Here is a 15,116-nt window from a genome sequence, read left to right on the forward strand (position 1 = left end):
ACCTGGCCGGCGCCCGGGCGCGCCGGCCGGGCGACGCCCGGGCATTTGGCGCTCGGCAATGGGCAGTTCCGTCCCGCCGAAATGTCCGGCTTGCGACGTATGGGCGAGGCGAAGGTGGGGCGAATCCGCCAACGGCACGACCATGACCCACCCGGCCCTGATCGCCTCCATCATCGCCGCCGCCGCGCTCACGGCCGCGTCGGGCCTCCTCGCGGCGCGATGGATGACAGACCGGCCGGGGCAGCGAGCAGGACGCGGTCGGGGGTTCGACCCGCCCGCGGCGATTGGCAGATCCGTCCCAGCAACACGCCCCTTTTGCTCCATTTACGGCATCCCCGCTGGGACTGATCTGCCAATCACTCCCTCGAACCCGCCCCACCCTCGATGGTCGTACGGTCCCACCCGCCCCCCGTCGGAGGCGCCTGGCCACGCGCGATGAGTAGTGTTACGTAAGCGTTTTCAGGCCCCGAGGCCGCCGCGAACCCCACCCCCGCGGCGGCCTTCGCGCCGCCCACCCCTACCCTGACCTGCACGTCCTTCACCCTCCCCGATCTCAGCGACCCACATCTCCTCGCAACCCCACAGACAAGCCCGCGTAACAATTTCTCTTCGCACTCTTGCGTGAGTCGATCTGGCCACCTACGTTTCACAGCAACCGTTTACTACGCCTTCCGCAGGGGTCCCGAGACGCGAGCTGACGGTCCGCCTCGCTCGCCGTCGCCCCACCGAGCCGCCCCTCGCTCTTTCCCAGCCTCCGCGCTCGTCTACGTCTCGAAGGATGACCGTACGATGAACTCCATCAGCCCCCGGAGAAGGTTCGCCCGCATCGCTGTCGCGGGTGTGGCGCTCACAGGTCTGCTCTCCGCATGTGGCGGATCCGACTCCACTGACGACTCCTCCGCCGATTCCTCGGGTCCGGTCACCCTCGACTTCTGGGGCTGGGCCAACGGCCAGGAAGCCGTCGTCAAGGCGTTCAACGCCAGCCACAAGGACGTCCAGCTCAAGTACACCAAGGTCACCGACCAGCTGACCATGCAGAAGCAGCTGACCAACGCCGTCAAGGCCGGCAACGCTCCCTGCCTGCTGCAGAACACCGGCGAATACGTCACGAGCTGGGTCTCGCAGGGCGCCCTCGCCGACATCACCCAGTACGTCGAGTCCAGCAAGGACAAGTTCAACCCCGGCTCGTGGGCCGTCGGCCAGGTTCAGGGCAAGGTCTACGGCGTACCCACCGCCTCGGCGCCCGCCTTCACCATCTACCGCACCGACATCTTCAAGAAGTACGGCCTGGAGGCGCCCGAGACCTGGGACGACTTCATCGCCGCGGGCAAGGAACTGAAGAAGCACGACATCAAGATCACCAACTACGCCGGTGAGGACCCGAGCACCCTGGAGGTGCTCGCCATGCAGGCCGGGGCGCACTGGTACTCCGTCGAGGGCGACTCCTGGGTGGTGAACTTCCAGGACGAGGGCACCCTCAAGGCGGCCGAGGTGATCCAGGAGATCGTCGACAACGACCTGAACTCCAAGCTCTCGTTCGCCGACTACGCGGCCGTGCAGCGCAACTACGACAACGGCGGCACCGCGACCCGGCAGATCTCCACCTGGCAGATGTCCGGCATGGTGCAGAACTTCACCAAGTCCTTCGGCGACTGGGCGCTGTCCCCCTGGCCGACCTTCAAGGGCGAGGGGCCCAAGACGCCGGCCGGCACCAACCAGAGCGGCAACCTGACGCTGGTGTCGGAGCAGTGCAAGAACAAGGAGCAGGCCGCCGAGGCGGCAATGTGGATGTCCACCGACACCGGTGCGGTCAAGACCATGGCGAGCCCGGAGACCGGCAGCGGTGTGATGCCGGCGCTGGCCGACAGCGAGTCGTACGTCTCCGAGGCGATCTCGGAGAAGCTGCTCGGCAAGAACTACGAGCCGGCGAAGCAGATCGTGACGGACAGCCTGGGCACCGTCACCAGCGACTGGACCTTCGGCCCGAACTGGACCGCGATGTTCACGGAGATGCAGGACGAGTGGGCCGCGGTCGTCAGCAAGAAGCAGAAGGTCACCGACCTCCTCGCACACATGCAGGAGTGGACGGTCAACGACCTGAAGCAGCGCGGCATCAACGTCAAGGGCTGAGGCAGACCCGATGATTCGCTCACTGCGCTGGAAGGGTGCCGCGTTCACGGTGCCCTTCCAGCTCGGCTTCGTCTTTCTCTACCTGCTTCCGATCGGCTACGCGATCCACCAGTCGCTGTTCCTGGAGAGGCAGTCCGGGCTGGGGCTCGGCGGCGCGACCACGGAGTTCGTCGGGCTGGAGAACTACCAGCAGGGCCTGACCGACTCGGCGTTCATGACCTCCATCCTCAGGGTGGTGCTGTTCGCCTGCGTCCAGATCCCGTTCATGCTGATCATCAGCCTGGTGCTGGCCCTCTTCCTGGACGCGGTCACCTCGAAGGTGGCCGGCCGGTTCCGGATCATGCTGCTGGTCCCGTACATGATCCCCGGCGTGGTCGCGGCCATCGTGTGGATCAACCTGTACAGCCCCGAGGTGGGTCCCCTGACTCCGCTCGGCGAGCTGTTCGGGTTCGACTGGAACTTCTTCGACCCCTCGATGGTGTGGCCGGCCATCGGCAACCTGCTGACCTGGCACGGCATCGGCTACAACATGGTGATCATCTACTCGGCGCTCCAGGGCGTGCCCCGCGAGCTGTTCGAGGCCGCGCGCCTTGACGGTGCCACGGAGCTCCGGATCGCGCTGAGCATCAAGGTCCCGTTCGTGCGCGGCGCGCTCGTCCTGACCGCGCTGCTGTCGATCATCCAGATGCTGCAGATCTTCAACGAGCCCGCGCTGTTCCGCAATGTGACCCCTGAGACGATCAGTGACAGCTTCACCCCGATCATGATCATCTACAACCAGGCGTTCAACGCCGCCAACTACAACTACGCCGCGGCCCTGTCGGTGCTGCTCGCCCTGTTCCTCGGCGTCGCGTCCTTCCTCTTCTACCGGCTGACCTCGAGGGAGGCGGACTGATGGCGCTGACGGAAAACATCAAGGAAAACGGCGAGAAGAGCGGCAAGAAGAGCGGCGCGGAAACCGCTTCCGAGCCGTCCCGCGGGGGCACCGTCCGCCGGCGCACCCGACCGGACCCCGCTGCCCGTTCACGGGGCGGGCAGCGGTTCGTCCTCCTCGGTCTGGTCCTGGCCAGCGCCTACAGCCTGTTCCCGGTGTACTGGCTGATCATCGCCGCGACCAAGGACCGGGTCGGCCTGTACCAGAGCAACGGCCTGTGGTTCTCCGACTTCCACCTGTGGGAGAACCTGCAGCAGGTGTTCACGTACGAGGACGGCATCTTCCTGCGCTGGACCGCCAACTCGTTCCTGTACGCCGGTGTCGGCTCCCTCGGCGGCACGCTCATCGCCCTCGCCACGGGCTACGGCCTCGCCCGCTTCGACTTCCCCGGTCGTGGCGTGGTCTTCGCGGCCGTGGTCGGCTCGTTCCTGATCCCGATCGCCCTGCTCACGCTGCCGCTGTACCTGATGTTCTCGAAGATCGGCCTGGTCGACACCCCCTGGGCGATGCTGATCCCTTGCTTGATCAACCCGTTCAGCGTGTATCTGGCCAAGGTCTACACCGAGGCCACCATCCCGTTCGAACTGCTTGAGGCGGCCCGTATCGACGGCGCCGGTGAGCTGCGGATCTTCTTCAGCATCGTGCTGCGGATGATGACCACGGGCGGCGCGACGGTGTTCCTGCTCGCCTTCGTCAACACCTGGAACGCGTTCTTCCTCCCCCTGACCGTGCTGCGCGGCCAGGAGAACTGGACCCTCAACCTGGGCCTGTACAACTGGACCGGCAAGCGGTCGGAGTCCGGCATCGACCTGACCAGCCTCGTCCTGACCGGCGCGCTGCTGTCCATCATCCCGATGGCGATCATGATGGTCGCGATGCGCCGCTACTGGCGGTCCGGCGTCACGATGGGAGCACTCAAGTGACCGTGGCCCACAACCCCGTCATCCGCGGCTTCGCCCCGGACCCCTCGCTGATCCGCGTCGACGACTGGTACTACGTCGCGACCAGCTCGTTCGAATGGTTCCCGACGATCCCGCTGCACCGCTCCAGGGACCTGGCGACCTGGGAGTACGCCGGCCATGTACGCGGCGCGGTCCCGGACGGCTCCCTGACGGGCGTCCCCGACTCGGCGGGCATCTGGGCGCCGTCGTTGAGCTGGGACGGCGAGCGTTTCTGGGTCGTGTACACGATCGTGCGGTCGGTCGGCACGCGGTACTTCGACCTGGACACGTACGTCAGTACGGCCTCGGAAGTGGACGGGGAGTGGACCTCGCCGAGGCGGGTCGCGAGCCACGGCTTCGACCCCGCCCTCTTCCATCATGAGGGCCGGCTGTGGCTGCTCAACATGCAGAGCGACCACCGCCCGGGCGGCAAGCGGTTCGCCGGCATCGTCCTGACGGAGTTGGACCGGGCCACGCTGCGCCCGGTGGGCCGGACCCATCTGCTGCTCCAGCACGACAAGTTGATCGAGGGCCCGAAGCTGCTGGTGCGCGACGGCTGGTACTACCTGGTGCTGGCGGAGGGCGGTACGGGCTTCGAGCACGGGGTGCGGGTCGCACGCGCCCGTGCGCTGACGGGTCCGTACGAGCTGGATGATCTGCCGCTGCTGACGACCCGGGACGACCCGAAGGTGCCGCTCCAGAAGGCCGGCCACGCCGAGTTGGTGGAGACCCCGGACGGTGAGTGGTTCCTGAGCCACCTCGCCGCCCGGCCGCTGCACACCGAGCACGGCATGCGCTGCCCGCTGGGCCGGGAGACCGCCGTCCAGGCCGTGACCTGGGACGACGACGGCTGGCCCCGGCTGCGGCAGGGAGGCTGGCATCCGGCGGTCGAGGTGGAGGTGCCGACGGTCACGGGCGCGGCGCCCGCACCGACGCCCTCTGAAGGTGACGGCTCCCTGGCCTGGCCGTGGAGCAGTCTGCGGGCGGAGGCGGACGCGTCCTGGGCCGACACCGGCGCCCGGCCCGGCTGGATCCGGTTGCGTGGGCGGCAGGGTCCCGAATCGCTGTGGGACCAGAGCCTGTTGGCCCAGCGGCTCACCGAGCACCGGGCCGAGGTGGAGGTGACGGTCGAGGCGAACCCCCGGTCCTTCACCGAGGCCGCCGGTCTGCTGCTCTGGTACAACACCACGTCGTACCTCACCCTCGACCTGACCTGGGCCGAGCCGGAGGGCGAACCCCAGCGGGGCCAGCAATGGCGTGACGGCGGCCGAACTGTGCTCAGCCTGGTCGAGAGCGACGAGGAGGGCGCCCGGCAGGTGGCCGTCGTCGAGGTCGAGCCAGGGCAGCCGATCACGCTGGGAGCGACGGTCGACGGCGCCGACGCCCGCTTCTGGTACCTCCGCGACGGCCAGCGTACGCCTGTCGGACCGGTCCTGGACTTCAGCCGCCTCTCCGACGACTACGGCTCCAAGCTGCGCTTCACGGGCGCTTTCGCCGGCATCCACGCCCAGGACCTCGTCAACGCCACCTTCACTGCGGACTTCAGCGAGTTCCGACTGTGTTCGAGGTTTCGAAAGTTTTGAGCCAAGTGATCCTTTGAATCACCGCTTCTTCCCGCCGTCTTGAGTTGGCCTTACCGTAGGAAGCGCTTGCTATTCGAAAATTTCACCGGCCCTCGGGACGGGGCCTGAGAGGTGGAGTCGCGATGGTGCGTGGCGGGAGCGCGACGGCCGGGCCGACGCTGGCGGTGGTGGCGCGCGAGGCCGGGGTGTCCGTGCCGACGGCCTCGAAGGTGGTCAACGGCCGGGAGGACGTGGCCCCGGAGACCAGGCGCCGGGTCACCGAGGCGTTGGACCGGCTCGGCTATGTCCGCAGGCCCAGGTTCGAGGCGTCGAAGCCGTCGCGCATGGTCGACCTGGTGGTGCACTCACTGGACAGTTCCTGGTCGGGCGCGGTGCTGCACGGTGTCGAGCAGGCGGCACACGACGCCGGGCTCGAGTTGGTGGTCTCGGCCGGGCTGACCCGGACCCGGGGCGGCCGTCCCGAGCGCGGCTGGTTCGACAAGCTGACGGCCCGGGGCTCGGCGGGGGTGCTGTTCAACCTGGCCGAACTGTCTCCCGCCCAGTACTCCTGGCTCGCCCAGCACCGCATCCCGTTCGTGCTGATCGACCCCGTACTCGAACCGCCGCCGGGCGTGGTGTCGGTGGGCGCGGCCAACTGGCAGGGCGGGATGACCGCCACCGAGCATCTGCTGGCCCTGGGGCACGAACGGATCGCCGTGATCGCCGGGTACCGGCGCAAGATGTGCAGCAGCGCCCGCGTCGCCGGCTACCGCTCGGCGCTCACGGCCGCGGGGATCCCGTTCCGGCCGGAGTACGTCCGTTACGGCAACTTCGTCGAGACCGCCGCCCACGGCCGTATGCACCAGCTGCTCGACCTGCCCGAGCCGCCGACCGCCGTGTTCGTCTGCTCGGACAGGATGGCGCTCGGTGTGTACGAGGCGCTGGCCGAGCGGGGGCTCAGGGTGCCGGACGACATCAGCGTCGTCGGTTTCGACGACCTTCCCGAGGCCCGCTGGGCGACACCGGCCCTGACCACGGTCCGCCAGCCGCTCTCCGAAATGGCCTCGACCGCACTGCACCTGCTCGTACGGATGATGGAGGGCGAGCAACCGGAGAGCACGCGCACGGAGTTGTCGACGCGACTGGTGGAGCGGGCCAGTACACGTGGTTGCGGTGGACCTGAGTTCGGGTGAACGGTAGGCGTCGTGCGACCGTACGCATAGAGATGGCCGTACGGGTGCGCCGGCGGTGTCACCAGCACTGAGCTCCACATGCTCCACAGGGAAGGACCTTCGGGTTGTCGCACATACACTCTCCGCAGCTTCCGGGACCGGCACCGGCACCGGACGAGGAAACGGCCCCGGAGGATACGGACCCGGAGGAAGCGGCCCCAGGGGAAGCGGAGAAGGCCGAGGTCGAGCCCGAGTCAGAAGCAGAGCCCGAGTCCGAGTCCGAGCAACCCCCGACCCCCTCCGGCTGGCGTACCAGGCACCCCAAGGCCGCGCGTGCGGTGGCCTGGAGCGTCACCGGGCTCTCCCTCGCCCTCGTCCTCTTCGCGTTGCTCGTGCCGAACGACGTCACCGAGATCGAGTTCGGGCGTTTTCTGCGGATCCCGGCGGAGGGGATCCTCGTGGCCGCGCTGCTGCTCGTACAGCCGCCGAGGGCGCGGCGCGTGGCAGCGGTCGTGGTCGGGGTGGTGCTCGGACTGCTGGTGATCGTCAAGGTGCTGGACATGGGGTCGTACTGGACCCTCGACCGGCCGTTCGACCTGGTGCTGGACTGGATCCTGCTGGACGACGCCCAGTCGTTCATGAAGGACTCGCTCGGCGGTGCGGTCGCTCAGGCCGCCACGGTCGGGGTCGTCGTGCTGGCGCTCGCCCTGCCCGTTCTGATGACGCTGGCGGTCATACGGATCAGCCGGCTGATGGTGCGCAACCGGCAGACCGCGAGCCGTACGCTGCTGGTGCTCGGCACCGCCTGGATCACCTGCTCGACGCTGACCCTGGAGATCGGCGACGTGCCGCTGGCCTCGCACAGCGCGGCGACCCTGGTGGAGAACCGGGTCGAGGCGGTGCGTGTGGGGCTGAAGGACGGGGAGGCGTTCGAGAAGCAGGCGGCGGTCGACGCTTTCGCCGACGTACCGCCGGACCAGTTGCTGACGGGGCTGCGCGGCAAGGACGTCCTGATCACGTTCATCGAGAGCTACGGCCGCTCCGCGATCGACGACCCTCAGATGGGCGAGCCGCTGGGTGAGACGCTCGCGCAGAAGACGGAGGAGCTGAAGGAGGCCGGGTACGCGGCCCAGAGCGGCTGGCTGCGCTCCCCCATCACCGGCGCCGGCAGCTGGCTCGGCCACTCCACGTTCCTGTCCGGCCTGTGGATCAAGAACCAGTCGCGTTACAACAACCTCGTCGCGAGCGACCGCCTCACCCTCACGGAGGCGTTCCGCCGCACCGGGGCCTGGCGCACGGTCGGCATCGTGCCGGGCACCCAGATGGCGTGGCCGGAGGGCAAGTACTTCGGCCTGGACCACATCTACGACTCCGACGAACTCGGCTACCAGGGACCGAAGTTCAGCTGGTCGACGATGCCCGACCAGTACACCCTGAAGGCCTTCGAGGAGCTGGAGCACGGCAAGGAGGGCCGGGGGCCGATGATGGCGGAGATCATCCTGACCTCCAGTCACAACCCGTGGGCGCCCATCCCCCGGACGATCCCCGAGGATCAGATCGGCGACGGCTCGGTCTACCACTCCCTCCAGAAGGCCGAGGGCAAGGACCCCAAGGAGGTCTGGAAGGACCCGTCGGACGTCCGCGACGAGTACCGCAAGACCATCCAGTACTCGGTGACCAGCCTCGTCGACCACGTCGCGAAGTACGGCTCGAAGGACACCGTCCTGATCTTCCTCGGCGACCACCAGCCCAACAAGACGGTCACCGGCGACAACCCGAGCCACGACGTGCCGGTCTCGATCGTCGCCCAGGACCCGGAGGTGCTGGAGAAGATCTCCGACTGGGGCTGGGTCGACGGCCTCAAGCCGGCCGCCGACACCCCGGTCTGGCGGATGGACAAGTTCCGCGACCGCTTCATGACGGCGTTCGGGCCACAGCCGGGCGGTACGCCGTAGGTCTACGAGGGCCCGGTCGTCCAGGCGATCGCCCCGCAGGTGCGCCAGGAAGTCCGGGTCCTGGTACGCCTCCGCCGCGTGTCCGAGGGCGGTGTAGAAGACCCGGCCGGCGCCCTGCTCCTTGCACCACACCAGGGGATGGTCCTCACCCATCTCGCCGCCCTCGTACGAGGATTCGTCGGCGCGGGCGAGCACGCGCACCGAACCGCGGGGACTGGCGCGGAAGTCGTACCACTCGTCCGTGAACTCCCAGACGGGCGGCAGGTGGTGTACGGCGGGTAGGCGGTCGTGCGGGAGTACACGAGGATGCGGTCCGAGGGCATGATCCAAGCGTCTCTGCCCGGCTTAGGGATCCCTGGAGCAACCCAGTACTGCACCGTTGCAGTACTAGGGTTCGGGTGTGGTGAAATGCCCGACGCACGCCGAACGCCTTCGTGCCCTGGTGCCGGTCACCGAAGCGATTGGCCCGCGTGGCACGTCCCTCCGGACGCTGGTCGGTCCAGCCTGCACAGCTATCGGACCGAGGAGGGTGCCCGACGTCGCCTGGGCGCCGGGCGTGCGCGTGGCAGTCTGCCACAGGAACACTACGGATCGCTCATCAGACTGGTCAGTCTGTTTCCGGGACCGGGCCGACCCCAAGGACCGAAATCTTCGGATCTCAGGGGATCAGCCCGAGGCTCCCACCTCGTTGCGAGGTGCTCCGTCTCCCACCGGGGGCAGGTCGCCGCGCCCGATCGGGATGCCGTGGGGTGGGGGCGGGGGCTTGCCGTGGTGCGGGGGTGGCAGGAGGAAGGCGAGTTCGGCGTCGGTCGGGCGGTGGGCGGCCAGGGCGGCGGAGCGCAGCACGGCACGGTCGACGGCGGCCGCGACGGCGCTGACCCGTACGACGTGGTCCTTCTCCGGCACGGCGTACTCGTGCTGTCCCGGCGAGGTGCGGTACCAGACGTCCCCGTCCCGCTGACACGTGACCGTGCCGCCCGTGCCCTGTCCGAGCGGCTGCCCGGGGCAGCTCTCGGCGGTCATCGTGCCGCGGTCGACGAGGAGCAGGAGCTGGGCGCTGTTCCGCCGGGACCAGTAGGCGGCGGAGAAGCCGTCGCCGCCGTACACGCCGACCGACTGCCGGGCGAGCGTGAAGCCGGGGGCCTCGGTGACGTAGACGAGCCCGGGGGCGAAGCCCATCGCCTCGGCACGGGCCTGGAGCTCGGCCCGGTCCGGCGGCGGCGCCAGGGGCTCACGGCCCGCGACCACGACCTTCTCGGTCCCGCAGGCCGTGAGCAGCAGCGGCAGCAGCGCCAGGGGCAGCAGAGCGCGCGCGGTACGGAACATGGCCTACATCCTGCCGCACAGTTGTTCCACAGGTGAGCCCAAGGGTCCGTTCTCCCGAGAGTCCCACATCACGAGACGCCGAGCGATCGTACGGGGGTGTCCGATTCGTTCAAGACGGGCCGCCGCGGGCCTGCCTACGGTGGCCTCATGACTCCACGACTCGATGCGATAGGCATGGTGGCCTCGGACATGGCCGCCTCCGTCACCTTCTACCGCCGTCTCGGCTTCGCCTTCCCCGAGGGCGCCGAGAGCCTGCCGCACGCCGAGGCCGAACTGCCCGGCGGGCTGCGGCTGATGCTCGACACCGAGGAGACCGTGCGTTCCTTCTTCCCCGAGTGGCAGCCGGGGAAGGGCGGCGGCGCCTCGCTGGCCCTGCGGTGCGACAGTCCCGCCGAAGTAGACGCGGTGTACGAGGAGTTGGTCGCCGCCGGGTACCACGGTGAGCTCAAGCCGTGGGACGCGGTGTGGGGCCAGCGGTACGCCGTGGTGCACGACCCCGACGGCAACGGCGTGGACCTCTTCGCGCCGCTACCGTCCGCCACCGAGTAGCTCACCGAGCGGCAGCCCCGCCAACTCCCTCACGTCACGCGCCAGATGGGCCTGGTCGGCATACCCGGCCCGGACGGCCGTGTCGGCGAACTGCACCCCGCCACGCGCCAGCGCGAGCGCCCGCTGCAGCCGCAGCACCCGGGCCAGCGTCTTGGGCCCGTACCCGAAAGCTGCGAGCGACCTGCGGTGCAACTGCCGGGCACCGAGGCCGAGTTCATCGGCGGTGGTGGCCACCGGGCGACCGGCGTCGAGGGCGGCGACGATCCGCCGTAGCAGAGGATCAGGGCCGTCGACCTTGTCCGCCCGTTCCAGCGCCACTTCTTCGAGACCGCTCGCCGGGTCGACGGCCGCGTTCACACGGGCGGTGAGCCGCCGCGCTAGCGAGACGGGCCACAGATCCGCCAGCTCCACCCGCCGGTCCCGCAACTCGTGCGCGGGCACACCGAGGAACGTGGGCGCGGTGCCGGGGCAGAAACGGATTCCGGCCCACCGACTGGGTGCGCCCTCGGCGACGTGCGCCCGGGTGTCGGGGCCGGCGACCAACAGCCGCCCGTCGTTCCAGAGCAGATCCATGCACCCGTCGGGCAACACGAGCCCTGTGCCGCCCCTGGGTGGCGTGTTGGTCCACACCACCGCCCCGGACAACCGTGAAGCCCTTTCGACGTACACATGGACGAGGCTACGCCTAAGACCGCCGCTCATCTCAGGGGCGCGGGGCTGTGTCGATATGCGGCTCCGCCGCGTGGGCGCGAGCAACCACCAACGACCCGCAGTCGCCAAAAACCGCACCACCCGAGCTAAAAGGCGCCCGCCCCTACTCGTCCCCCTTCTTCACAGGCGACCGCAGCCTCGACGTCACATCCTCCGGCGGCAAAAATCGCGACCACCGCTCCGGAAACTCGGACGGCATATCGGGATCCTCGGGATCGTACGAGCGCGCCGCGGCCGCACGGGCCACGTACTCGGCGGCCTGCTCCTCACGGAGGCGCTCATTCGCGGCGCGCGCCGCGGCCGTCGCGGCAGCCGGCCAGACACGGTCGATCGCGGCGTTGACGGCCGCGCCGACCAGCACCGCGAAGGCGGAAACCCCGATCCACAGCAGAACGGCCACGGCTGCCGCAAGGGAGCCATAGATCGTCGCGCCCTCGACCGTGTTGGTGAGGTAGATGCGGAGCAGGAAGCTGCCGAGGACCCACATGCCGAGGGCGACGAGGGAGCCCGGGACGTCCTCGACCCACGGGGAACGGACCGGGACCGACACGTGGTACAGCGTCGTCAGGAAGACGATGGAGAGGACGATCACAACGGGCCAGTAGAGGACCTGGACGACGGTCGCCGACCACGGCACGATGCGGACCACCGCATCCGGCCCCGCGACCATCAGCGGCAGGGCGATCGAACCGATGAGCAGGGCCACGATGAAGAGCAGGAACGCCATGAGGCGGGTCTTGACGATGCCGCGGACGCCGTCGAGGCCGTACATGACGGTGATGGTGTCGATGAAGACGTTCACCGCGCGGGAGCCGGACCACAGGGCGAACAGGAAGCCTATGGAGATGACGTCGGGACGGCCGCCCTTCATCACGTCGTCCAGGATCGGCTGCGCGATCTGGGCGACGCCCTTGTCGGACAGGACGGTGCGCGAGGCCTCCAGGAGGTTGAGCTCCAGGCTGGCGATGGTGTCGGCGCCGGTCCAGTCGTCGACGTAGCCGAGCAGGCCGATCATGCTGAGCAGCAGCGGGGGCACGGAGAGCAGGGTGAAGAACGCCGCCTCCGCGGCCAGGCCCAGGATGCGGTACTCGATGCAGGAGTTGACGGTGTCCTTCAGGAGCAGCCAGGCGGTCCTGCGCTTGGAGACGTTCCGGTAGAGGGCACGCGCGCGATGGAGACGCCCATGGGGGCTCTCGTGGCCCGAGGGTGATTGGGGTGACTGACTTGCTGGCTGCACGCCCTAAAGGTATCCGTCCGCGCGTGCCGTCCTCACCTCCCGGTGCCGCTGACCGGCGGCAGGTCCCGCCTGCGCCGCTCCCTTCCCTCCGACCGCGTCACGGGGGACGTCGGACGACACCAACCACGAGGTGATGCACCGGGCTCCGGAGGGGGACCGGGTGCCGCTCGGCCGTCCGGTCGGCAACGTCCGTGTGTACGTCGTCGACGAGCACCTCTCCCTGATCCGAGCGCACCCGGCGGGCCTTCACCACCGACCCGTACCGCCCCGGCGAGCGGCTCCACCGCAGCGGGGACCACGGGCGCTGGCGGCCCGACGGCAAGCTGGAGTTCCTCGGCCGCCGGGACACCCAGGTCAAGGTGCGCGGCTTCCGCATCGAGATCGGCGAAGTGGAGAACGCGCTGCTGCGGGTCGAGGGCGTGCGCGACGGCGCGGTGGTGGTCGCCAAGGGCGCGCACCTGGTGGCGTTCCACTCCGGGCGGCCGCTCGCCGGTGAGGTGCTGCGGGAGCGGCTCGCGGCCTCGCTGCCGGCGTACATGGCGCCGTCGGTGTTCCACTGGCGCGAGAGCGTCGCTAATCGGCTTGGGTTTCCTGGGTGATCCCGGGTGTCCGGGATCGTTTGGGAGGGTGACTCGGCCACGGCCGTCTTCGGACGGGGGTGGTGTGGGCGTGGCGGTGGAAGCCGGCCCCGAGTCTGGCCCCGTCCGGCCGGTGTGGCCGGTCGGGGGTGCCGATTGTCGTCGGTCCCTGCTGCCGTGTCCGCTCCTGGCTGGAGTGTGTCGGGTGCGTGGGGTTCCGCCCCGCCGGACGCTTTCCACCTGGCGGGGCGCCGGGTGGGGCGGGGACCCTGCGCCGCTTCCCGGGCACAGGGCGTCTGTTCGTGGGGCCGCTCTTGGTGCGGTCCCGGGTCTGGTGCTGGACCCGGCTGGCCTGGTCCAGGGCCTCGACCACCGTACGGATCACGAAGGTTTCGCGGGTACGGTCGAGACTGGTCTTGTGCTGGTGGGTCAGGCCGCGGGCCCCGATGCGCTGCCAGGCGGCGTTGTCCCGGCCGGTGCTGTACCCGCACGCTTCGTTGGGACAGGTCGCCCACGCCCAGCCCGCCGCCCGATTGTTGGGCGCCTTGTGGTGGCGAAACGCGGTCAGGCAGCGCGGGCAGCACTTCGACGTCTCCCGTGGCGGCACGATCACCACGGCGATACCCAGGGCGGCGGCGATGTGGCGGACATGGGTGACGATCGCACCGCGCACCGTCTGCGACAGGCGGGTGTTGAGGCTGCGGCCCTTGCCGCAGGCTTCCATGTCGCGGAGGTCTTCGAGGTAGATGACGCTCGCCCCGGCCGCAATCGCGTGATCCACCATGAAACGGGCGGCTGCTCTGGCGAGGGCCGCGTTCAGCCGGGTCCGCCGTCGGGCGACCCGCTCCCGCTCCGACTCCAGAACCGCGAGCTTCCCGGCCAGCCAGGGGCTGGGGCGCATCCCGCGCTCCTGCCGGGAGGCGATCAGGATCCGCAGTCGGTCGATGCGGGCGCCGATGTGCTCGCCGATCAGGCGCAGCCGGTCACTCTTGGCGAGGACTCCGGCGGCGCGGAAGGACAGCGGGTGTCCGTCGGTGAGCACCCGGGGCTGGATTTCGCCGGTGAGGCGAAGGGTGCCGCCGGTGAGCAGGGTGTTCAAACCCCAGTCGAAGGCCACTGCGGTCTGGTGTCCGGCCCGTTCCGGTTTGGGGACCGCGAGCGCATAAGGCACGTCGAGCAGCAGCCGCCCTTGCCGTACGCGCAGGGTGGGCGCGCACAGCACGGCGTGGGCGGGCACGTGGGGTGGCAGGCGGAAACGGATCCGCACCGGATGCCAGTCCGCCCGCGATGCGGGATCGGGACGCGTCGGAAGCCGCACGGTCAACACCCCGTGGCGGAAGGGATTTTCCGGGCAGCGCTCGAGGGTGGCGAGCTGTTTGTCGACGGCCGCGAGGACGATCTGCGATCCGCCGCCGGGCGGCGGTTCGCACTCGGTAAGACCGGCGGGCATCCGGTGGTGGCGGGTGTGGAAGTCGGTGATCTGCCGGGTGCGGGCAAGGAGCACACTCGACGCCACCATCCCACCATCGGGCAGGGCGGCCCGCAGCGCCTGCCACTCCGCCTCACCGCGCCGGGCCGGGTCGGCGGGCCAGGTGGCCAGCAGTGCGGCGGTGATCTCGGCCCGCCACCAGGCGGAGCGCAGCACCCGTCCGGCCTGCTCCTGCGCGATCCGCACCACCCGGTCCGGCACATACACACCCACAGGGACGGCCACCGCCCAGCCGAGCCGCCGCAACGCCATCCACGACTGCGACGGCAGACCTGCCCCCGACTGATCGACACCGGAGGCGAGTCGGGCCAGGTCGGCCTGGTTCCAGTGCTCCCGCACCACGCCTGCCGCGAGGGCCTCGACGAGGCCGGTCAGCCAGCCCGCCCGCTCGACCAGGGCCACCTCGCTCAACTGCTCCCCGGTCACCGTGTCCACACCCCGCAGCCCACGGGCACAGGCCGCAGCGATCTGCTGCACTTCCCCTGCGCCCAGCTCCACCTTCCGCCGCACCCTGCCACCCCCTCACACGCCC

Annotated in this window: 12 protein-coding genes and 2 pseudogenes; 8 read left to right on the plus strand and 6 right to left on the minus strand. The window is 69.6% G+C overall.

Going from position 1 to position 15,116, the window contains the following annotated elements; translation table 11 throughout:
• Positions 1–192: hypothetical protein (locus tag F3T56_RS46975; protein WP_216372969.1), on the minus strand; the 192-nt coding region annotated here is incomplete at its 3' end.
• 597 nt (positions 193–789) lie between these two features.
• Between F3T56_RS46975 and F3T56_RS17670 the strand changes: the two genes are divergently transcribed.
• From F3T56_RS17670 to F3T56_RS17695, 6 genes are all read left to right on the plus strand, one after another.
• The gene (locus F3T56_RS17670) at positions 790–2,130 is read left to right on the plus strand and encodes an ABC transporter substrate-binding protein (protein ID WP_149826135.1); all 1,341 of its coding nucleotides are present in this window, start codon (positions 790–792) and stop codon (positions 2,128–2,130) included.
• Positions 2,131–2,140: 10 nt separating this feature from the next.
• Entirely contained in the window at positions 2,141–3,025 is an 885-nt protein-coding gene (locus F3T56_RS17675) for a carbohydrate ABC transporter permease (RefSeq protein ID WP_149826136.1), read from the plus strand.
• Complete coding sequence (locus F3T56_RS17680; protein ID WP_149826137.1) at positions 3,025–3,987, plus strand: carbohydrate ABC transporter permease; 963 nt, start codon at positions 3,025–3,027, stop codon at positions 3,985–3,987. The genes F3T56_RS17675 and F3T56_RS17680 overlap by 1 nt, the downstream gene beginning before the upstream one ends.
• Positions 3,984–5,588 (plus strand): glycoside hydrolase family 43 protein, encoded by a 1,605-nt coding sequence (locus F3T56_RS17685; RefSeq protein WP_149826138.1) that lies wholly within the window; start codon positions 3,984–3,986, stop codon positions 5,586–5,588. Before F3T56_RS17680 ends, F3T56_RS17685 begins: the two co-directional genes overlap by 4 nt.
• Before the next feature lie 122 nt (positions 5,589–5,710).
• Entirely contained in the window at positions 5,711–6,760 is a 1,050-nt protein-coding gene (locus F3T56_RS17690; RefSeq protein ID WP_149826139.1) for a LacI family DNA-binding transcriptional regulator, read from the plus strand.
• A 104-nt stretch (positions 6,761–6,864) separates the two neighbouring features.
• Complete coding sequence (locus F3T56_RS17695) at positions 6,865–8,694, plus strand: alkaline phosphatase family protein (protein WP_149826140.1); 1,830 nt, start codon at positions 6,865–6,867, stop codon at positions 8,692–8,694.
• 2 nt (positions 8,695–8,696) lie between these two features.
• Here the strand turns inward: F3T56_RS17695 and F3T56_RS17700 are convergent.
• Positions 8,697–8,973: pseudogene (locus F3T56_RS17700) on the minus strand (ThuA domain-containing protein); the annotation flags it as partial.
• Between the two features lie 387 nt (positions 8,974–9,360).
• Positions 9,361–10,020, minus strand: a complete 660-nt coding sequence (locus F3T56_RS17705; protein WP_149826141.1) for a hypothetical protein — start codon at positions 10,018–10,020, stop codon at positions 9,361–9,363.
• A gap of 147 nt (positions 10,021–10,167) precedes the next feature.
• On the opposite strand from F3T56_RS17705, the gene F3T56_RS17710 reads away from it, so the two are divergent.
• Entirely contained in the window at positions 10,168–10,569 is a 402-nt protein-coding gene (locus F3T56_RS17710; protein ID WP_149826142.1) for a VOC family protein, read from the plus strand.
• On the opposite strand, the gene F3T56_RS17715 is transcribed toward F3T56_RS17710, so the two are convergent.
• Complete coding sequence (locus F3T56_RS17715) at positions 10,549–11,238, minus strand: helix-turn-helix domain-containing protein (RefSeq protein ID WP_149826143.1); 690 nt, start codon at positions 11,236–11,238, stop codon at positions 10,549–10,551. The two genes, F3T56_RS17710 and F3T56_RS17715, sit on opposite strands and share 21 nt — an antisense overlap.
• Before the next feature lie 145 nt (positions 11,239–11,383).
• The gene (locus F3T56_RS17720; RefSeq protein ID WP_172638996.1) at positions 11,384–12,517 is read right to left on the minus strand and encodes a YihY/virulence factor BrkB family protein; all 1,134 of its coding nucleotides are present in this window, start codon (positions 12,515–12,517) and stop codon (positions 11,384–11,386) included.
• 106 nt (positions 12,518–12,623) lie between these two features.
• On the opposite strand from F3T56_RS17720, the pseudogene F3T56_RS17725 reads away from it, so the two are divergent.
• Positions 12,624–13,089 (plus strand): annotated as a pseudogene (locus F3T56_RS17725) (non-ribosomal peptide synthetase); the annotation flags it as partial.
• Position 13,090: 1 nt separating this feature from the next.
• Here F3T56_RS17725 and F3T56_RS17730 read toward each other — a convergent pair.
• Entirely contained in the window at positions 13,091–15,094 is a 2,004-nt protein-coding gene (locus F3T56_RS17730; protein WP_216372970.1) for a zinc ribbon domain-containing protein, read from the minus strand.
• Positions 15,095–15,116 lie beyond the last annotated feature (22 nt).

This window comes from Streptomyces tailanensis (assembly GCF_008386495.1).
Classification (GTDB): Bacteria; Actinomycetota; Actinomycetes; order Streptomycetales; family Streptomycetaceae; genus Streptomyces; species Streptomyces tailanensis.

Coding starts and splice junctions, on each gene's coding strand:
- F3T56_RS17680 (WP_149826137.1), top strand. CDS start 3,025: ATGGCGCTGACGGAAAACATCAAGGAAAACGGCGAGAAGAGCGGCAAG.
- F3T56_RS17690 (WP_149826139.1), top strand. CDS start 5,711: ATGGTGCGTGGCGGGAGCGCGACGGCCGGGCCGACGCTGGCGGTGGTG.
- F3T56_RS17705 (WP_149826141.1), bottom strand. CDS start 10,020: ATGTTCCGTACCGCGCGCGCTCTGCTGCCCCTGGCGCTGCTGCCGCTG.
- F3T56_RS17670 (WP_149826135.1), top strand. CDS start 790: ATGAACTCCATCAGCCCCCGGAGAAGGTTCGCCCGCATCGCTGTCGCG.
- F3T56_RS17675 (WP_149826136.1), top strand. CDS start 2,141: ATGATTCGCTCACTGCGCTGGAAGGGTGCCGCGTTCACGGTGCCCTTC.
- F3T56_RS17710 (WP_149826142.1), top strand. CDS start 10,168: ATGACTCCACGACTCGATGCGATAGGCATGGTGGCCTCGGACATGGCC.